Below are 18,608 nucleotides of genomic sequence, written 5' to 3' on the forward strand. Positions count from 1 at the left end.
GCGGTGTCGTCGACGACATAGGTGAGCTTTGCGGCAATGCCCGGACGGCGGGCAAGCGGAAGGCGGTCAGGCGGTGGCTGGTCCAGACTCGGGTCCACGTACTCCCACCGTGACCCGTGTGCTCAAGCGGGCGTGGATACCCCTGGTTTTGGTGGTCGTCCTGGCCGTTTCGGCGTTGATCGTGTCGCGGCTCCACAGGATTTTCGGCTCGCAAGACCTCAACGCGAACGCCGGCAAGGGGATCGAAATCGTGCAGTTCAACCCGAAGGTCGTCGTCTACGAAATCACCGGGCCCCCCGGGGCCACCGCCAACATCAACTACTGGGACGAGAACGCCAACACCCATCAGGTGAACGCCGCGCCGCTGCCGTGGTCGACCACCATCTCGACCACCTTGCCGTCGGTCAGCGCCAACATCATGGCGCAGAGCGACAGCGGTGAGATCAGCTGCAAGATCACGGTGGACGGCGTGGTGCGCGAACAGCGGAATTCCGACGGCCACAACGCGCAGACCTTCTGCCTGGTGAAGTCCGCATGAGCAACGCGAGCAACGAAACCCAACGCGACCTGAGCGCGGCCGACACCGGCCCAATCAACAGCAAGGGCCTGTCCAAGGCCGAGCGGGGCCACCGCCCGTACCTGCCGCATGCGATCCGCATCTTCGCGGTGCCGATCATCTTGGTCTGGTTGTTCGTGACGGTCCTCGTGAACGTCATCGTTCCGACACTGGAAAAAGTCGGTGAGGCCCACTCGGCGCCGATGACACCGCTGGACGCGCCGTCGATGAAGGCGATGATGCGCCTGGGCCACAATTTCCACGAATTCGACTCCAACAGCACGGTGATGATCGTGTTGGAGGGCCAGCAACCGCTCGGCCCCGACGCGCACCAGTACTACGACAAGCTGATTCGGCAACTCCGCGGAGATCCCAAGCACATTCAGCACATTCAGGACTTCTGGGGCGACCGGCTGACGGCTGCGGGTGCGCAGAGCGCCGACGCCAAGAGCGCCTATGTGCAGGTGAACCTCGCCGGCAACCAGGGCACCACGCTGGCCAACGAGTCCGTGGATTCCGTCCGCAAGGTGATCGAGGAGAACAAGGCGCCGCCCGGCGTGAAGGCCTACGTCACGGGCCCTGCCGCGCTGTCCGACGATATGCACATCATCGGTAACGCCAGCCTGGCCAAGATCACGCTGTTCACGCTGGGCGCCATCGCGATCATGTTGCTGCTGGTGTACCGGTCCATCGTCACCACGCTGGTGCAGCTGTTCATGACCTTTGTCGCGCTGGCGTGTTCGCGGGGGGTCGTCGCGGTTCTGGCGTACCACAACGCATTCGGGCTCACCACCTTCGCCGCCAACATCCTCACCATGTTGGCGATCGCCGCCGGGACGGACTACGGCATCTTCCTGATCGGCCGCTATCAGGAGGCGTTGGCCGCGGGCGAAGACCGAGAAACGGCGTACTACACCACCTTCAGGGGCGTCGCCCCGGTCGTCTTGGGTTCGGGCCTGACGATTGCGGGCGCGACCTATTGCCTCAGTTTTTCGCGGCTACCGTGGTTCAACACCATGGGCGCGCCCGTGGCGATCGGCATGATCGTCGTGGTGCTGGCCGGCGTCACGCTGGGGCCCGCGGTGGTCTTCGTCGGCAGCCGCTTCCACCTGTTCGAGAGGCAGGCCAAGCGTGGCCGGCTGTGGCGCCGGGTGGGTACCGCCGTAGTACGTTGGCCGGCACCGGTTTTGGCCGTGAGCGCCGCGGTCGTGCTGGTCGGCATGATCGCCCTGCCGAGCTTTCACACGAGCTACAACGACCGCCATTACCTGCCGTTGTCCGCGCCGTCCAATCAAGGACAAGAGGCCGCGAACCGGCATTTCTCGGAGGCACGGATGAACCCCGACCTGTTGATGGTCGAATCCGACCACGACATGCGGAACCCGGCCGACATGCTGGTTTTGGACCGGGTCGCCAAGAACGAGATGCGCACGCTCGGCATCGCCATGGTTCAGGACATCACCCGGCCGCTGGGCATCCCGATTCAGCACAGCTCGATTCCGTTCCAGAACAGCATCCAAAGCCAGACGACGATGCAGAACATGGGCTTCCTCAAGGAACGCATCGCCGACATCCTGCGGATGGCCGACGACCTGCAGACCCAGATCGAGACGACGCAGCGCCAGTACGAGGTGTCCAAAGACCTGGCCAACGCCGCCGAGGACAGCGCCAAGACCACGGCCGTGACGTCGCAGATCACCGATACCCTGCGCGACCACATCGCGGATTTCGATGACACCTTCCGGCCCGTGCGCTCCTACTTCTACTGGGAGCGGCACTGCTACGACATTCCGTTGTGCATCGGGTTGCGGTCGCTGTTCGACACGTTCGACGGATTCGATCAGCTCGCCGAGCAATTCCATTACCTGACAACCGATATCGAGCACACCGCGAAAGCATCCCGCGACCTGACCGAGTTGTTTCCGACGCTGATCAACACGCTGAAGACGACCCGGGGCATCACCTTGACCCTGTATCAGACGTTCAAGGCGATGATCGACCAGATGGAAGCGATGAGCAACACCGCGATCGTGATGGGTCAAAGCTTCGACGCATCGAAGAACGACGACTTCTTCTACCTGCCGCCCGAGGCCTTCGACAACCCGGACTTCCAGACCGGCCTTCGAATGTTCTTGTCGCCGGACGGTAAATCGGCGCGGTTCTTCATCACGCATCAGGGTGATCCGATGTCGCCGGAGGGCATTGCGCAAGTCGACGCCGAACGCACCGCCGCGCAGGAGGGTCTCAAGCAATCGTCGCTGTCCGACGCCCGGGTCTACCTCGGCGGAACCGCCGCGACGTTCAAGGACATGGCCGACGGCGAGAAGTACGACCTGATGATCGCCGTGGTGTCCGCCCTGACGCTGATCTTCATGATCATGCTGCTGCTCACCCGTTCCGTGGTGGCGGCGCTGGTGATCGTCGGCACCGCGGCCAGCTCGATCGCGGCGTCGTTCGGTCTGTCCGTGCTGATTTGGCAGGACCTGTTCGGGATCAGGATCCACTGGATCGTGATGGCGCTGTCCGTGATCATCCTGCTGGCGGTCGGATCCGACTACAACCTGCTGCTGGTCTCACGGTTCAAAGAAGAGATCCATGCCGGCCTCAAGACGGGAATCATCCGATCTATGGCGGGTACCGGCGGGGTGGTGACCGCGGCGGGTCTGGTGTTCGCGTTCACCATGGCTGCCATGTTGGGCAGTGACTTGCGGGTGCTGGGACAGTTCGGCTCGACGGTGTGCATCGGTCTGCTGCTCGACACGCTCGTCGTGCGCACGCTGTTGATGCCGTCGATCGCGACGCTGCTGGGCCGGTGGTTCTGGTGGCCGCAGGTGGTGCATCCGCGGGGGGACAACGCGCGGCGCGCGGTGCCGGCTTAAGTCGGCGGCTGCACGACCACCGCGACGGCTCCGGCGCCGACGTGCAACGCCAGCACCGGCCCCAACGGTGTGATGATCGCCGGCTCGCACGCGGGTAACCGCCGCGCCAGCGTCGCCGTCACCTCCTTGGCGCCGTCCGGGTTGGCGACGTGATGCACCGCCAGCGCGCACGCGCTGTCGCCGGCCACCTCGCAGGCCCGGTCGACCATCGCCTCCGTCGCGTGACTGACGGTGCGCACCCGTTGCGCCAGAACGAGTTTGCCGTCATCGATGCGCAGCACCGGCTTGAGCGACAGCGCGGTGCCCAGCCACGCGGTGGCCCCGCCGATCCGCCCGCTGCGGCGCAGGTTATCCAGCCGGTGCACGACCATGAACGCGTGGCTATGCCGGGCGGCCACGGTCGCCCCCTCGGCGACCGCGTCGAGGTCGCCGCCGGCGGCCGCGGCCCGCGCGGCGGCCACCGCCGCGAAGCCGGTGCCCATCGCGGTCGTCTTCGAGTCGACCACCCGCACGCGGGGGTCCAGGTCGGCGGCGGTCCGTTCGGCGGCGCCGCACGTCCCCGACAACCCGGATGATATGTGCACCGCCACCACGCCGTCCCCGCCACTGTCGGCCAGTGCCTGCTGATAGGCGTCGGCGAGTTCGGCCGGCGTGGCCGCCGCGGTGGTGGCGTGGCGCTTGTAGACGTCGTCGGGGACCTCGTCCACACCATCGCGCAGATCGACTCCGTCGAGCAGAATGTGCAGCGGCACAACACGTATCGCCCACCGGTCCAGCAGGTCGGCCGGCAGGCGCGCCGACGCGTCGGTCACCACCACGACGGTCATGCCGGTGGCTTGCCGGTCGCGACGCCAGCCTCAGCCAACGCCTTGAGCATCAGCTCCGCGACCGCCTGATGGGCTTCGAAATTCCAGTGGATGCCGTCGGGATTTCCCCGCTCGGACATGATCTGTTCGGCGACAGCGGCTTTGAGATCCACCAGGGGAACGTCGTGGCTTTGCGCCCACTCGGTGATCGCGGCCGCGGTCCCCGCGCGGCCATGGTGGGCCCGGCCGTACGTGTCGGCGATGTGCACCGACGGCAGCGACGCGACGATCGGGATGCCGGGGCGGTTGAAATCGATTGCCCCGCGCGTCTGTTCGAGGTATTCGACGCTGAGGTGCGGCGGCAGCGCGGACCGGGCCACCGGCGAGAGCCGGGGTTGCAGCCAGCCGTATCCGTCGCGGACCCAGCGCCGCAACCACGGCGGGCGCACGTAGCGGATCAGCTCACGCAACGCGGTCGGCAACACCGACGGCAGCGAATCCATGCCGCCGGTGGCGAAAATGACGGCGCCCGCCCGGGGCAGCGCCGCCCAGGCGCGCGGGTCCTGGGTCGCCGCCCACCAGATGTCGCGGCACGTCCAGCCGATGCGTCCGATGAGTTCGACGTCCCAACCCAGTTGGGCGGCAACGATATTCGGCCAGATGCGGGGGTCGTCGGCGGGCAGGCCGCCGGTGGGCCCGTAGTAGGCCAGCGAATCGGCGAAGATCAGCAGCGTGGGCCGGGCGTCAGAGGACATCGTTGGACACCTGCGCCGAAGCGTTCCACACGTCGAGGCGCCAGCGGATGCCGTCGAAACCCGCCGCGTCGTCGTCGGAATGGCCGGAAAGCTGCACCCAGCTGGCATTGCCCATGCCGCCCAGCACCGGCCAGTTGGCGACCGGGAGCTTCAGCAGCGCGGCCGACAGCGCGGCGATCAGGCCGCCGTGGGCCACCAGCACCACCGGCCTGTCGGCGTGCTGGGGGTCGCCCCATTCCGGTTCGCCGGAGACCAATTCGGCAACCAAGGGCACGCTGCGGGCGGCCACGTCGACGCGGCTTTCGCCGCCATGCGGCGCCCAGGTGGCGTCCTCGCGCCAGGCCAGCCGGGCACCGGGGGCCTGGGCGTCGACCTCGGTGTGGGTCAACCCCTGCCAGTCCCCGAGATGGGTCTCGCGCAACCGCTGGTCGACCCGGATCGGCAGGCCGGTCCGCTCCCCCAGCCGCACGGCGGTGTCGTAGGCGCGGTGCAGGTCCGACGACACGATCAGCAGCGGCTGCAGCTTGCCGAGCACCTCGGCGGCGGCGATCGCCTGGGCCCGCCCGAGCTCGCTGAGTTCGGAATCCAGTTGGCCCTGCATCCGGCTGCCGGCGTTGAACTCGGTTTGCCCGTGCCGCAACATGATCAGGCGACGAATGGTCATTGCGCGTCCGCTGAATCCTCGGGGCCCTCGGCCAAATCCACGGGCACCACCGGGCAATCGCCCCACAACCGGTCCAGGGCGTAGAAGTCGCGGTCGTCCTGGTGCTGGATGTGCACGACGATGTCGCGGTAGTCCAGCAGCGTCCAGCGGCCCTCCCGGGTGCCCTCCCGTCGGGCCGGCTTGTAGCCCGCCCTGCGCATCTTCTCCTCGACCTCGTCGACGATGGCGTTGACCTGTCGTTCGTTGGACGCCGACGCGATGACGAAGCAGTCGGTGATGACCAGCTGACCCGACACGTCGATCACGACGACGTCGTCGGCCAACTTCGAGGCGGCCGCGCCGGCGGCCACCGTCGCCATGTCGATGGCTTCCGGGGTGGCGGTCATGGGTTGTTCCCGGCGGGCAGGCTCGATCGGCTCACGGTGTCCTTCGATGGTTCGGCGGCGCGATACAGGCGGCGCTTGGAGACGTATTGGACGACACCGTCGGGCATCAGGTACCACAGGGGCCGACGCTGTTCGGCACGCAGGCGGCAATCGGTCGACGAGATCGCCAGCGCCGGAATCTCGACCAGCGTCAGCACATCGTCTTCCAGCTCGCCCAGCACGCCGGTGATGTGTTCGCGCCGCAGCTCGTATCCGGGCCGGCTGACGCCGACGAACCGCGCCAACTCGAACATCTCCGCCCAGCCCTGCCACGACAGGATGGAAGCGAGCGCGTCGGCGCCGGTGATGAAGTACAGCTGCGAATCCGGGTTCAGGGCCTGCAGATCCCGCAGCGTGTCCTTGGTGTAGGTGGGCCCGGCGCGGTCGATGTCGACCCGGCTCACCGAGAAGCGGGGGTTGGAGGCGGTGGCGATCACCGTCATCAGATACCGGTCCTCCGCGGCGGAGACCTCACGATCCTTCTGCCAGGGCTGACCGCTGGGCACGAACACGACTTCGTCGAGGTCGAACAGGTCGGCGACCTCGCTGGCGGCAACCAGGTGCCCGTAATGGATGGGATCGAACGTCCCACCCATCACGCCGAGCCTGCGAAGCTGCTTTTGCACGGTTTGCCAGCTTACTTGAGGCGGCGATCCGGCCCGATTTCGTCACAGCGGCCACAGCGGCCCGGGGAAAAGCACCCGCACGCTGACGTGACGCGGGAACCGCCCTTACACCGGCAGCAACTGGTCGATCACCGCGGCCAGCTGCTTGGCCGACCGGCATTCGTGCATCGTGATGACCTCCTGGTAGCGCGGCACCGCAGAGTCGCCGCTGCCCCACAGATGCCTGGGCTCGGGATTGAGCCAGTGCGCGTGCCGGCTCGCGGTCACCATGTGGGACAGCAGCTCGGTCTCCGGATTGCGGTAGTTGGTGCGGCCGTCGCCGAGCACCAGCAGCGAGCTGCGCGGCGACAGCACGTTGGGGAACGCCTGCACGAACGACGCGAAGGCGTTGCCGTAGTCGGAATGCCCGTCACGGCTGAACACGCCGGCCTCCCGGGTGATCCGCTGGATCGCCACGGCCAGATCGGCCTCCGGCCCGAACATGTGGGTCACCTCGTCGGTGGTGTCGATGAACGCGAACACCCGGACCCGCGAGAACTGTTGGCGCAAAGCGTGTACCAGCAGCAGGGTGAAGTGGCTGAAACCGGCGACCGAGCCGGACACGTCGCACAGCACCACCAGTTCGGGCCGCGCCGGCCGCGGTTTGGCCAGCACCACGTCGATCGGCACGCCGCCGGTGGACATCGACTTGCGCAGCGTCTTGCGCAGGTCGATCACCCCGGCGCGGCTGCGCCGGCGCCGCGCCGCCAGCCGGGTGGCCAGGGTGCGGGCCAGCGGGGCGACCACCCGTTGCATCTGGCGCAGCTGTTCGCCGGATGCCCGCAAAAACTCGACGTTTTCGGAAAGCTGTGGAATGCCGTACATCTGGACGTGGTCGCGGCCCAGCTGTTCGGCGGTTCGCCGTTTCGTCTCGGCGTCGACCATCTTGCGCAGCTGGGTGATCCGCTGCGCGGCAAGCGCTTTGGCGATCTGCTCCTGGGTGGGAGTTGGCTCGTCGCCGTATGGGGCGAGCAGTCCAGCCAGCAGCTTGCCCTCCAGCTCGTCCAGGGCCATCGCCTTGAGCGCCTGGTAGGAGGAGAACGACGGCCCGCGGCTGGAGCTGTATTTGCCGTAGGCCTCCACGATCCGCGCGACCATGGCGACCAGCCGCTCGTCCATGTCGGCCAGGTCGGGGTTCTCGTTGAGCAGATCCAGCAGCATCTGGCGCATGGCCTCGACGTCGTCGGGCGGCAACCAGTCGTCGCCCGGGGTCCCGTCGCCTTCCTCGCCGGTGACCGTCGCGCGCGCGCCCAGCGCCGCGGGGAACCACAGGTCGAACATGGCGTCGTAGGTGTCGCGGTGTTCGGGGCGGCGCAGCACCGCGCACGCGAGGCCCTCGCGCAGCACCTCACGATCGCCCAGACCCAGGGTGGCCATCACCCGGCCGGCGTCCACGGTCTCGGACGGCCCCACCGAAATGCCCACTCCGCGAAGCGCTTCCACGAAACCCACCAGGTGGCCGGGCAGCCCGTGCGGGGCGAGCGGCCGGGTGGGTCGGATGCGGCGGGCGGCCATCGATGCGTTCCTAATTCAACCGGAGCTCGCCGCTTGCGCGCTGCTGATCGGACTGATGTTTGAGGACGACGCCCAACGTGGCGGCGACGACGGCGTCGTCGATGGTGTCCAGGCCCAGCGCCAGCAGCGTGCGGCCCCAGTCGATCGTCTCGGCGATGGACGGCACCTTCTTGAGCTGCATGCCGCGCAACACCCCGATGATGCGCACCAGTTCCTCGGCGAGGTGCTGCGGCAGTTCGGGCACCCGCGACAACAGGATCCGACGTTCCAGCTCGGGGCTGGGAAAGTCGATGTGCAAGAACAGGCATCGACGCTTGAGGGCCTCGGACAGTTCGCGGGTGGCATTGGAGGTCAACACCACGAACGGCGTCCGCTCGGCCGTGATGGTGCCCAGTTCGGGAACGGTCACCGCGAAGTCGGACAGCACCTCGAGCAGCAGGCCCTCGATTTCGATGTCCGCCTTGTCGGTCTCGTCGATCAGCAGCACCGTGGGTTCGGTGCGCCGGATGGCGGTCAGCAGTGGGCGCTGCAGCAGGAACTCCTCGCTGAACACGTCGTCCTTGGTCTGGTCCCAGTCCCCGGAGCCGGCCTGAATACGGAGTATCTGCTTGGCGTGGTTCCACTCGTACAACGCGCGCGCCTCGTCGACCCCCTCGTAGCACTGCAGGCGGACCAGCCCGGAGTCGGTGGCCTGGGCGACGGCGCGGGCCAGCTCCGTCTTGCCGACGCCGGCCGGGCCCTCCACCAGCAACGGCTTGCCCAGCCGGTCGGCCAGGAACACCGCCGTCGCGGTGGCGGTGTCCGGCAGATAACCGGTCTCGGCCAACCGCCGCGATACGTCGTCGATGTCGGCGAACAACGGCTTGGGCCGGGCGGGCACGCTCACTATCTCAGTTCTCCTAAAACACGGAAGTCAGGCGGGGCGGACTTGCCCGTCACCCCACGCGATCCACTTGGTCGAGGTCAGCTCCGGCAGCCCCATCGGACCGCGCGCATGCAATTTCTGGGTGGAGATGCCGATTTCGGCGCCGAAACCGAACTGCTCGCCGTCGGTGAACGCCGTCGACGCGTTGATCATCACCGCGGCGGCGTCCACACCGTCGCTAAACCGTTGCGCCGCAGCCATATTGCTGGTGACGATGGCCTCGGTGTGCCCGGTGCCGTACTCGTTGATGTGGGCGATCGCGGCGTCGATGCCGTCGACCACCGCGACCGCGATGTCCATCGACAGGTACTCGCGGCGCAGGTCGTCCTCCGCGGCGTCCGCCGAAAACCCGCCGTGCACGGTCACTCCGGCGTCCTGCAGGGCGCTGAGCAGCCGGGGCAGCGCTTTCTTGGCGATCGCGGCGTCGACCAACAGCGTCTCGGCGGCGTTGCAGACGCTGGGCCGACGGGTCTTGGAATTCAGCAGGATTCGCTCCGCGAGCTCCAGATCGGCCCCTTCGTGCACGTACACGTGGCAGTTGCCGACCCCGGTCTCGATGGTGGGCACCTGCGCGTCGCGGACCACCGCGTTGATCAGGCTCGCTCCCCCACGCGGGATCACCACGTCGACCAAACCGCGGGCCTGGATCAGGTGTGTCACCGTGGCGCGGTCCTCGGCCGAGAGCAATTGCACCGCGTCGGCAGGCAGGTCCTCGCTGACCAGTGAGGCACGCAGCACCTGCACCAGCGCCTGGTTCGACCGGGCCGCCGAAGAACTTCCGCGCAACAACACCGCGTTGCCGGACTTGAGCGCCAGACCGAAGGCGTCCACGGTGACGTTGGGCCGGCCTTCGTAGATCATGCCCACCACGCCGAGGGGCACGCGCTGCTGCCGCAGATGCAAACCGTTGGGCAAGGTGTAGCCGCGCAGCACCTCCCCGACCGGGTCGGGCAGACCGGCGACCTGCCGCAGCCCCGCGGCGATTGCATCGACCCGCTTGGCGTCCAGCGCCAACCGGTCGAGCATCGCGGTCGGTGTGCCCGCGGCTTCGGCGGCGCTGAGATCCTCGGCGTTGGCCGACAGGATCAAGTCGGTGTGGGCGGCAATCGCGTCGGCCGCGGACCGCAGCGCCTGGTCCTTGGCGACCGTCGGCAACAACGCGAGGACGCGGGAGGCGACCCGGGCACGCCGCGCGGCGTTGTGGACCTCCCGGCGCAAGTCAGGCAGCGATGGTGCTTGCAGACTCATTGAACCAGGGTATCGGGCCACAACCGGCCAGGTGCGGCGGCCCGGGTATTTACGGCATGCGCTCGGCGCGTAACGCCGGGGCCGGACGCGGCACCCGCGTTCTCCTCAGCGCAGCGGCTTGGCGGAATCCTGCGCCTCGGCGCGGGCCGGTCCGAGCCGCTCGCGCCCACTGACCTGACGAACCTTGGCTTGCCGCTCGTCGATCAGCCGGCCTAAGTCTTGAAGCAGCAACGGTTTTCGCATCACCAGATGCTCCAGGTGCTCCCGATCTATCTGCAGGGCGGTCACCTCGTCCAGCGCGTAGGCGCCGGCGAGGTTGGGCTGGCGGGTCAGCGCGGTCAGGCCGAGGAACGACCCCTCGTCCAGGATGGTGACCGGCACCATCGACCCGTCTTCGGTCCTCGCGGTCAGCCGGACCCGGCCGGCCACCAGAAAGGTCATTCCCGACGACACCTGACCGGCGTACTCGAGGATCTCGTCGGCACCGTAGCGGACGAGTTTCGCGTACGGCACCAGCGACTGCTGATCGATGTGGCTCAGCCGCAACGCCGGCGCCACCACTGTGCGCAACGCCTTCTCCACCCGTCGCTTGGTGGAGAAGTTGTCCTCGGTGCCGTCCAGGCGCAGGCGCGCCCGGCGCGCGGCGTACCAGACCCAGCGCAGGAAGGTGGCCTCGGTCGCCTCGGCGTCGGCGGGCGACACCAGCCGGATCGTCGTGCGGTATTGGGCGCCGCCGAGGGCCACGGTGCTCGGCGGCACTTCGGGTCTGCGGGCCGGTAGCGCGGCGGCGACCCGGGTCAACATCGCGCACACCTTGTCCGGCGAATCGCCCGCCGCGAACTTCGTTGTGACCGCGCAGTCGTACGCGCGCGAGGGGCGACTGAGGTTGGTGAACGAGGTGCTGGCCAGCATCGAGTTGGGCATGATGCGGATGCCGTTGCCGGTGTCGATGTGCACGGCGCGCCAGTTGACTTCGACGACGCGCCCGCGCACCGTGCCGGTGTCCAACCAGTCGTCGATCCGGAACGGCTGCTCGAACAGCATGAACAAGCCGGACACGATCTGCCCGACGGAGTTCTGCAGCATCAGGCCGATGACCACCGACGTGACGCCCAGCGCGGTGAACAAACCGGCGATCCGGACGCCCCAGATGACCGACAGCATCAGGGTCAGCCCAACGCCGATGACCCCGAAGCGGGCGACGTCGAGGAAGATGGCCGGCAGTCGCTTGCGCCAACTGTCGGCGGGCGCACCCTCGAACACGGTCGCGTTCAACGCCGACAGCACCAGCACCAGCACCAGCAGGCCGAACACCGTGGTCAGGATCCGCACCGAGCCCTGGCCGGCCGGCACCTGCGAAGCCTTGACGAGCAGCAGCAACAGCGCACCGAGCGGCAGCAGGTAGTTGCGCAGCAGGCTCACTTGCCTGGCCAGGTGGCTGTTGCGGCGGACCAGCGTGCGGTGCAACTCGGTCAGCAGGATCAACGCGACCGGGAATCCGATCGCGACGCCGATGGCCCAGTAGAACCACGATGAGCCGAAGAGGTTCATTATCGCTCCGACAGCCGGTAGATCGGCTGGTCGGTTCCGCCGACCGATATGGTGCCGGCCGGCGCGAACTGCCGGACATCACGCATCGCCTCGTACACCTGCGACGTGACGTAGATGCCGGATTGGCTTGAGCCACTCTGCATCTGGTAGGCCAGGCTCACCGCGGCGCCCCACATGTCGTAGACCAGTCCGGATCGGCCGACCAGTCCGCTGATGACGTTGCCGGTGTTGATGCCCACCCGAAGGCGCAACTCGTGACCCGTTTGGCTGTTGAACCGCTCGATGATCAGGCGCATCTCCACGGCGAAGTCGACGCTGCGGTGGATGCTGTCCAGCCGCGGCGTCACCACCCCGCAGCTGGCGAGGTAGCCGTTGTGGAAGGTGCGGATCCGCTCGACGCCAAGGGATTCGGCCGCCGAATCGAACTGCCGGAACAGTTCGTCGACAATGCCGACCAATTCGTCTCCCGACACATCCCCGGAGATCTCGTCGAGCCCGACGATTTCGGCGAAGATGATCGCCACGTCCTGGTGTTCCTGCGCGATGGTCTCCTGACCTTCGCGATACCGCTGGACGACGGACTCGGGCATCAGCGCAAGCAACAGGCGGTCGTTCTCCCGGCGCTGTTCGTTGAGCAACTCCTCCTTGATGGCCAGATTGCGGCTCATCTCGTTGAAAGCCCCAGTCAGGTCACCGATTTCGTCACGCGTGGTCACCGGGATGCTGACCTCGTAATCCCCGGAGGTGATCTTCTGGGTGCCGGCCTGCAGCCGGCGGATCGGCCGCAACATCAGCTGGGCCAACACCATCGACGCGACGCAGATGGCGAAGATCATGATCGCCACCGCCAGCACCAGCGTCCTGCTGAACCTGCCCAGGCGCGCGAAGGCGTCCGAGTTGTCCCGCGTCGCGAGGATCGACCAGTGCAGATCGGAGTTCGGCACCGTCAGCGGCGCGTAGGCCTCCAGCTCCCGGTTGCCCTGGTAGTCGGTGGCGCTGATGACCCCGGATTGTCCGCGTTGGGCCGCATGGAGACCCGCGGTTTGGACCGGCTGCACCAGCGTGGTCCCGCCCAGGCGGATCGCTTCGTCCACGACGTCGGGCGGAGTGCCCGCGGCCACGGCCTCGCGCCGGTACTCGGCCGGGTCCTCGAGGAAAAGCCTTGAGTCGGAACGCATCAGGCCGTCGGGGCCGGCGAGGTAGGTCTCCGTTGCCGGCCCCATGCCGGCGGCCTCCCAACGCTTGTCGGCGGTCATGATCCGGTTGATCTTCGAGATCGGCAGCGGCAGGGCCATGACGCCGTCGATCTTGCCGTTCATCCCGACCGGGGACACCGCCCACGCCGTTGGGGCGTCCAGCTGTGGCTGGTATTGCTGGAAGTCGGTGATCCAGACGAAGTTGATGTCGTTGGACCGCAGCGCTTTTTGATACGCGTCCCGCAGATTCGATTCCCGGTAGGGGCCGGTGAGGATGTTGGTGCCGAGGTCCGGGCCCTTGTTCACCGAGTACACGACGTTGCCCTGCATATCCAGCAACAGCGCGTCCGGGAACTCGAAATGGGTGACGATGTTGCGCATGTAGAAGCCGTAGCGGGCGTTGGCCGCCGACCAGGCGCTGCCGTCGCCGGCGTCGTCGACCTTTCGCGCCTCCGAGACCAACGGGTACGGCGCGGTGTAGTGCGCCTGAAGATATTTCTGCGCATTGGAACTCGGGAAGATCGCGTTGCGATCGAGCTCGTCGCCGGTGATCCGCCTGATCGGCTGGATCATGTTTTCGTCGTAGTAGGTGACGAGCGCCTGCTGCTGGGCCGGCGTGATCGTCGCGTTGGACAACTGCGCGAAACCCTCGGTGAACGCCGCCGCGCCCTCCACGATGGAGAACCCGCCGCTGTAGACGATCAGCGAATTCGTCACCTCCCGGAACAGCGACTGCACCTGTCGCGCCTGCGACTCGCGCAACTCGATGAGTCGCTCGGATTCGACCTGGCGCAAGGCGTTGCGGCCCGACGACGCCCCGATGAAGCCGATCACCCCGATCGACAGGATGCTGCAGAGCAGCAGCGTCAGCAGGAGCTTGGATTGAATGCCGATGCGGAAAAGCCGGCGACGGCGAAACTTATGGTGCTTGCGAGCCTCGTCCTCCTGCGTCCCAGGCGTTTCCGCCGGGGTGGGGGCCGGTGCGGTTTGCGAAGCCGGCTCAGCGTCTTGCAGCTCGCTCGATGTCACTCGACTTCGCCCTTCCTCGGACACGCAGCATCGCTCACGCAGCACATTAGCGCGCGCGTCTCAAGATATGGGGGATTGCGGCAAAGCATTCGACGGGAAGAACGGCGCTTAACTCCCCGGGCAGCGGGCACTTATCCTTGCGCTATGAGCGACGGCTGCGCGGACGGTTGCGGCCACGGCGCCACCGACCTGACAACCGTCCGGGATGCAAAGCGCGACGCCGAATGGATACGGGCGGCGCGCTGGGCGAGATGGCTCGCGTGGGCGAGCCTGCTCTGGATGTGCGCGGAGGGCGCCCTCGGCCTGTGGCAAGGGTTCAACGCCGGATCCGTCTCCCTGATCGGCTGGGCGCTCGGCAGCGCGGTCGAGGGCCTGGCCAGTGCGATCGTCGTCTGGCGGTTCTCGGGTTCACGCACGCTGTCGGAGACCTCCGAGCGGCGGGCGCAACGCGGGGTGGCCATTTCGTTCTGGCTCATCGCGCCCTACATCGCGTTCGAATCGGTCCGCAACCTGCTTTCCGGGGCCCGCCCCGAAACGACGGTGATCGGGATGGTGTTGACCGCCGTTGCGCTGGTGTTGATGCCCCTGCTGGGCTGGGCCAAGCGCACGCTCGCCAGGCGTCTGGACTCGCGGGCCACCGCCGGGGAGGGCACCCAGAACTATCTGTGCGCCGCGCAATCCGCTGCGGTGTTGCTGACGCTGGTCGTGCTCGCGGTGTGGCCGGGCGGCTGGTGGGTGGACCCGGTGGTGGGGCTCGCGATCGCCGGCGTCGCGGTCCGGGAGGGTGTCGAGGCGTGGCGGGGCGAGGAGTGCGGATGCTGACGCACGCCCCAAAACGGCGTCACCGCAAACGTTTTGGCCCGGGCAACGGCTGATGCCACGAGTCTGCGTGGTCGGCAGCGTCAACATGGACGTGTCGCTGCGCGTCGACGCGCTCCCGCGCCCCGGCGAGACGGTGCTGGCGTCGGAGTTGACCTACGCACCGGGCGGCAAGGGTGGCAATCAGGCGGTGGCGGCGGCCCGGGCGGGCGCGCGGGTGCAGTTCGTGGGGGCCGTCGGCGACGACGCGGCCGCCGAACGGTTACGCGCGCACCTGCGGGACAACGGCGTGGGATTGGACGCCACGGCCGAGGTGCCCGGTTCGAGCGGCACGGCGATCGTCGTCGTCGACGCCGACGCCGAGAACACCATCGTGGTCGCGCCGGGCGCCAATGGGCGGCTGTCGCTGGACGGCGCCGCCGCACGAACGGCCATCGCCGGCTGCGACGTCTTATTGACGCAGTTGGAAATTCCGGTGGCGGCGGCGGTGGAGGCGGCGCGGCAGGCTCGCGCGGCGGGGACGGTCGTCATCGTCAACGCCTCGCCGGCCGGCCAGGACCGGGGCTCGTTGTCCGACCTTGCCGACCTGGCCGATGTGGTGATCGCCAACGAGGCCGAGGCCCGCGAGTGGCCGTGGCGACCCGCCCACCTGGTCACCACGCTGGGCGCGCGCGGCGCGCGGTACGCGGGCGCCGACGGCGAGTTCGTGGTGCCCGCGCCCGCGGTGACGGCGGTGGACACCACCGGGGCCGGGGACGTGTTCGCGGGAGTGCTGGCCGGAAGCTGGCCACCCAACCCGGGTACGCCCGCCCAGCGGCTGCAGGCGTTGCGGCGGGCCAGCGCCGCGGGCGCGCTGGCGACGCTGGTGGCCGGCGCCGGGGACTGCGCGCCGGATGCCGAAGCCATCGACGCGGCGCTCGAATCACTGGCCTGACCTGCGGTTGGCAGCAGTTGGCAGCGTCTGGCGTCGATCTGGCAGTGGTCAACGGGCAGCGTCGGAGGCGTTCAAGCCATCGACGAAAGGAACATCATGTCCGCCACCACGATTGACCGCACCGGCACCCGCGACGGGCTGCTTCGCCTTGCCATGCGTGCCGACGCCGCCATCAGCGGACTGGTCGGTCTGGCCGGTATCCCGCTGGCCGGCCGGCTCGCCGAGCTCTCGGGCACGACGAAGGCGTTCGAGTACGCCATGGGCGCGTTCCTGATCGGTTACGGCGTGGTCGTGTTCGCGCTCGCCGCGCGGCCGTCGGTCCTGCGCGCCGGCATGGCCGTCATCATCGCCAACGTGGCGTACACGGTGGCCGCCGTCGTGCTGGTGCTCACCGACGTCTTCCCACTGACCTCGGCGGGCGTCGCGTTGAACCTGGCGGCCGGCGCCTACACGCTGGTGTTCGCCGAGCTGCAGTACCAGGGCTGGCGCCGCGCGCGGGCGTGAGCGGACGCCCGGGGCCCGTCCGGCGCTGCCGGGCGGGCCCGCAACGCGCTATTCCTCGGGGATCTGCCGCTCGATCTCGTCGAGCCAGATACGGGCGGACATGTCCGACGGGGCGCGCCAATCGCCGCGCGGCGACAACGAGCCGCCGTGCGACACCTTCGGGCCGTTGGGCAGCGCCGAGCGCTTGAACTGACTGAACGAGTAGAACCGCTGCACGAAAACGCCCAGCCAGTGCCGAATCTCCTTCAGCGAGTAGGTCGGTCGCTTTTCCTCGGGGAATCCCGGCGGCCAGTTGCCACGGTCGGGGTCGCTCCACGCGTGCCAGGCCAGGAACGCGATCTTCGAGGGCCGGAAGCCGAAGCGCAGCACGTGGAAGAGTGAAAAGTCCTGCAGCGCATAGGGGCCGACCTTGTCCTCGCTGCTCTGCAACTCTTCCTCCTCGCCGCTCGGAACGAGCTCCGGGGAGATCTCGGTGTCCAGCACCGACTGCAGCACGTCGGTGACGTCGGATTCGAACTGACCGGACGAGATGACCCAGCGGATCAGGTGCTGGATCAGCGTCTTGGGGACGCCGCCATTGACGTTGTAGTGCGACATCTGGTCGCCCACCCCGTACGTCGACCAGCCCAGCGCCAGCTCGGAGAGGTCACCGGTGCCGAGCACGATGCCGCCGCGCTGGTTGGCCAGCCGGAACAGGTAGTCGGTGCGCAGGCCGGCCTGGACATTCTCGAAGGTGACGTCGTAGACCTTCTCGCCGCGCCCGAACGGGTGGCCGATCTCGGCGAACATCAGCTTCGCGGTCTCGGTGATGTCGATCTCCTCGAACGTCACACCCAGCGCGCGGCACAACTCGATCGCGTTGCGCTTGGTCCGATCTCCGGTCGCGAAGCCGGGCAGCGTGAACGCCAGGATGTCGCTGCGCGGCCGCTCTTCCCGGTCCATCGCGCGGGCCGCGACGATCAGCGCGTGCGTCGAGTCCAGGCCGCCGGAGATCCCGATGACGATCTTCGGATAGTCCAGGGCCCGCAACCGTTGCTCGAGCCCGGCAACCTGAATGTTGTAGGCCTCGTAGCAATCCTGTTCCAGCCGTTCGCGGTTGGCGGGAACGAACGGGAAACGCTCGACGTCGCGACGCAGTCCGATGTCGCCGCCCGGCGGGTCCAGCCGAAAAGCGATGCGCCGGAACGACTCGGCCGGCCCGCGATGGTGGCGCCGGTTGTCGTCGAACGTCCCCATGCGCAGCCGTTCCGAGCGCAGCAGGTCGAGGTCGACGTCGGCCACGCTGCGTCGCTCGCCCTTGGGGAAGCGCTCGGAGGAGGACAGCAGTTCGCCGTTCTCCCACACCATGGTTTGCCCGTCCCACGCCAGGTCGGTGGTCGATTCGCCCTCGCCCGCGGCCGCGTACACGTAGGCGGCCAGGCACCGCGCCGATGCCGAGCGGGCCAACAGGCAGCGGTCCTCGGCCCGGCCGATGGTGATGGGGCTGCCGGACAGGTTCGCCAGCACCGTCGCGCCCGCCAACGCCGCCTCCGCACTGGGCGGGATCGGCACGAACATGTCCTCGCAGATTTCGACGTGCAGCACGAAGTCGGCGATGTCCGACGCGGCGAACAACAGGTCCGGGCCGAACGGAACCTCGGCGTCGCAGATCCGGATGGTGCCGCGCTCGTCGTCTCCGGCGGCGATCTGGCGGCGCTCGTAGAACTCCCGGTAGGTGGGCAGGTACGACTTCGGCACCACCCCGAGGACCGCGCCGCGGTGGATGATCACCGCGGTGTTGTAGATCCGATGCCGATAGCGCAGCGGCGCGCCGACGACCAGCACGGGCAGCAGATCGCTGGACGACGCGACGATGGTCTCGACGGCGGCTTTGACGTCGTCGAGCAAGAGGTCTTGCATGACGATGTCCTCGATGGAGTACCCCGACAGCGTCAGCTCCGGGAACACGGCCACGGCGACGCCGTCCTCGTGGCACTCTTGCGCCAGCCGTAAGACCGACTCCGCGTTGGCCGCCGGATCGCCGATCGTGGTGTGATGGGTGCACGCGGCGACCCGGACAAAGCCCTGGCTGTAAGCGTTGTAGAAGTCCATCGCCCTTCCATTGTCGCCTGACCGGTGTCAACCCGTTGCCGCCGGG

General features: G+C 67.9%; 16 protein-coding genes. 5 read left to right on the forward strand and 11 right to left on the reverse strand.

Annotated elements, in window-relative coordinates; genetic code table 11:
- The first annotated feature begins 109 nt into the window (after window positions 1-109).
- Together A5730_RS09775 and A5730_RS09780 are read left to right on the forward strand one after the other, a co-directional pair.
- Window positions 110-538 (forward strand): MmpS family transport accessory protein, encoded by a 429-nt coding sequence (locus A5730_RS09775; protein ID WP_197506221.1) that lies wholly within the window; start codon window positions 110-112, stop codon window positions 536-538.
- Window positions 535-3,435 carry an RND family transporter gene (locus A5730_RS09780; protein WP_067898872.1) on the forward strand — a complete coding sequence of 967 codons (2,901 nt, stop codon included), beginning with the start codon at window positions 535-537 and terminating at the stop codon, window positions 3,433-3,435. The genes A5730_RS09775 and A5730_RS09780 overlap by 4 nt, the downstream gene beginning before the upstream one ends.
- Here the strand turns inward: A5730_RS09780 and A5730_RS09785 are convergent.
- The 10 genes from A5730_RS09785 to A5730_RS09830 all read right to left on the reverse strand — a co-directional run bounded on the left by A5730_RS09785 (window position 3,432) and on the right by A5730_RS09830 (window position 14,214).
- Complete coding sequence (locus A5730_RS09785; protein WP_067898875.1) at window positions 3,432-4,262, reverse strand: DegV family protein; 831 nt, start codon at window positions 4,260-4,262, stop codon at window positions 3,432-3,434. The genes A5730_RS09780 and A5730_RS09785 overlap by 4 nt on opposite strands.
- Window positions 4,259-4,996: a diglucosylglycerate octanoyltransferase gene (octT, locus tag A5730_RS09790; RefSeq protein WP_067898879.1), complete on the reverse strand. Its 738-nt coding sequence runs from the start codon at window positions 4,994-4,996 to the stop codon at window positions 4,259-4,261. Before octT ends, A5730_RS09785 begins: the two co-directional genes overlap by 4 nt.
- Complete coding sequence (gene gpgP / locus A5730_RS09795) at window positions 4,986-5,660, reverse strand: glucosyl-3-phosphoglycerate phosphatase (protein ID WP_067821046.1); 675 nt, start codon at window positions 5,658-5,660, stop codon at window positions 4,986-4,988. Before gpgP ends, octT begins: the two co-directional genes overlap by 11 nt.
- A complete protein-coding gene (gene rsfS, locus A5730_RS09800; protein ID WP_067821043.1) occupies window positions 5,657-6,046 on the reverse strand; it encodes a ribosome silencing factor in 390 nt (129 codons plus the stop codon). The genes gpgP and rsfS overlap by 4 nt, the downstream gene beginning before the upstream one ends.
- Window positions 6,043-6,711 (reverse strand): nicotinate-nucleotide adenylyltransferase, encoded by a 669-nt coding sequence (gene nadD, locus A5730_RS09805; protein ID WP_082946784.1) that lies wholly within the window; start codon window positions 6,709-6,711, stop codon window positions 6,043-6,045. Before nadD ends, rsfS begins: the two co-directional genes overlap by 4 nt.
- Before the next feature lie 105 nt (window positions 6,712-6,816).
- Window positions 6,817-8,265, reverse strand: a complete 1,449-nt coding sequence (locus tag A5730_RS09810) for a VWA domain-containing protein (protein WP_067898882.1) — start codon at window positions 8,263-8,265, stop codon at window positions 6,817-6,819.
- Between the two features lie 10 nt (window positions 8,266-8,275).
- Window positions 8,276-9,151, reverse strand: coding sequence for a MoxR family ATPase (locus A5730_RS09815; protein ID WP_067898884.1), 876 nt, complete (start codon window positions 9,149-9,151; stop codon window positions 8,276-8,278).
- Window positions 9,152-9,178: 27 nt separating this feature from the next.
- A complete protein-coding gene (locus A5730_RS09820) occupies window positions 9,179-10,438 on the reverse strand; it encodes a glutamate-5-semialdehyde dehydrogenase (RefSeq protein ID WP_067898888.1) in 1,260 nt (419 codons plus the stop codon).
- A gap of 105 nt (window positions 10,439-10,543) precedes the next feature.
- A complete protein-coding gene (locus tag A5730_RS09825) occupies window positions 10,544-11,989 on the reverse strand; it encodes a mechanosensitive ion channel domain-containing protein (RefSeq protein WP_067898891.1) in 1,446 nt (481 codons plus the stop codon).
- A complete protein-coding gene (locus A5730_RS09830; protein ID WP_067898894.1) occupies window positions 11,989-14,214 on the reverse strand; it encodes an adenylate/guanylate cyclase domain-containing protein in 2,226 nt (741 codons plus the stop codon). The genes A5730_RS09825 and A5730_RS09830 overlap by 1 nt, the downstream gene beginning before the upstream one ends.
- 144 nt (window positions 14,215-14,358) lie before the next feature.
- Between A5730_RS09830 and A5730_RS09835 the strand changes: the two genes are divergently transcribed.
- The 3 genes from A5730_RS09835 (at window position 14,359) to A5730_RS09845 (ending at window position 16,471) form a co-directional block, all read left to right on the forward strand.
- Window positions 14,359-15,036: a cation transporter gene (locus A5730_RS09835; protein ID WP_082946785.1), complete on the forward strand. Its 678-nt coding sequence runs from the start codon at window positions 14,359-14,361 to the stop codon at window positions 15,034-15,036.
- 52 nt (window positions 15,037-15,088) lie between these two features.
- On the forward strand, window positions 15,089-15,967 hold the full coding sequence (locus tag A5730_RS09840) for a ribokinase (RefSeq protein WP_067898896.1): 879 nt from the start codon (window positions 15,089-15,091) through the stop codon (window positions 15,965-15,967).
- A 96-nt stretch (window positions 15,968-16,063) separates the two neighbouring features.
- On the forward strand, window positions 16,064-16,471 hold the full coding sequence (locus A5730_RS09845; RefSeq protein ID WP_067898899.1) for a hypothetical protein: 408 nt from the start codon (window positions 16,064-16,066) through the stop codon (window positions 16,469-16,471).
- Window positions 16,472-16,519: 48 nt separating this feature from the next.
- On the opposite strand, the gene A5730_RS09850 is transcribed toward A5730_RS09845, so the two are convergent.
- Entirely contained in the window at window positions 16,520-18,562 is a 2,043-nt protein-coding gene (locus A5730_RS09850; RefSeq protein ID WP_067898902.1) for an NAD(+) synthase, read from the reverse strand.
- Between the last annotated feature and the right edge of the window lie 46 nt (window positions 18,563-18,608).

Origin of the sequence: Mycobacterium sp. ACS4054, assembly GCF_001667275.1 — a bacterium.
Classification (GTDB): Bacteria; Actinomycetota; Actinomycetes; order Mycobacteriales; family Mycobacteriaceae; genus Mycobacterium.

Bases quoted from the DNA above. Each gene is read 5' to 3' on its own strand.
- rsfS (WP_067821043.1), bottom strand. From the start codon at position 6,046: ATGACCGCCACCCCGGAAGCCATCGACATGGCGACGGTGGCCGCCGGC.
- octT (WP_067898879.1), bottom strand. From the start codon at position 4,996: ATGTCCTCTGACGCCCGGCCCACGCTGCTGATCTTCGCCGATTCGCTG.
- A5730_RS09785 (WP_067898875.1), bottom strand. From the start codon at position 4,262: ATGACCGTCGTGGTGGTGACCGACGCGTCGGCGCGCCTGCCGGCCGAC.
- A5730_RS09850 (WP_067898902.1), bottom strand. From the start codon at position 18,562: ATGGACTTCTACAACGCTTACAGCCAGGGCTTTGTCCGGGTCGCCGCG.
- A5730_RS09825 (WP_067898891.1), bottom strand. From the start codon at position 11,989: ATGAACCTCTTCGGCTCATCGTGGTTCTACTGGGCCATCGGCGTCGCG.
- A5730_RS09845 (WP_067898899.1), top strand. From the start codon at position 16,064: ATGTCCGCCACCACGATTGACCGCACCGGCACCCGCGACGGGCTGCTT.
- gpgP (WP_067821046.1), bottom strand. From the start codon at position 5,660: ATGACCATTCGTCGCCTGATCATGTTGCGGCACGGGCAAACCGAGTTC.
- A5730_RS09810 (WP_067898882.1), bottom strand. From the start codon at position 8,265: ATGGCCGCCCGCCGCATCCGACCCACCCGGCCGCTCGCCCCGCACGGG.
- A5730_RS09840 (WP_067898896.1), top strand. From the start codon at position 15,089: ATGCCACGAGTCTGCGTGGTCGGCAGCGTCAACATGGACGTGTCGCTG.
- A5730_RS09780 (WP_067898872.1), top strand. From the start codon at position 535: ATGAGCAACGCGAGCAACGAAACCCAACGCGACCTGAGCGCGGCCGAC.
- A5730_RS09835 (WP_082946785.1), top strand. From the start codon at position 14,359: ATGAGCGACGGCTGCGCGGACGGTTGCGGCCACGGCGCCACCGACCTG.
- A5730_RS09820 (WP_067898888.1), bottom strand. From the start codon at position 10,438: ATGAGTCTGCAAGCACCATCGCTGCCTGACTTGCGCCGGGAGGTCCAC.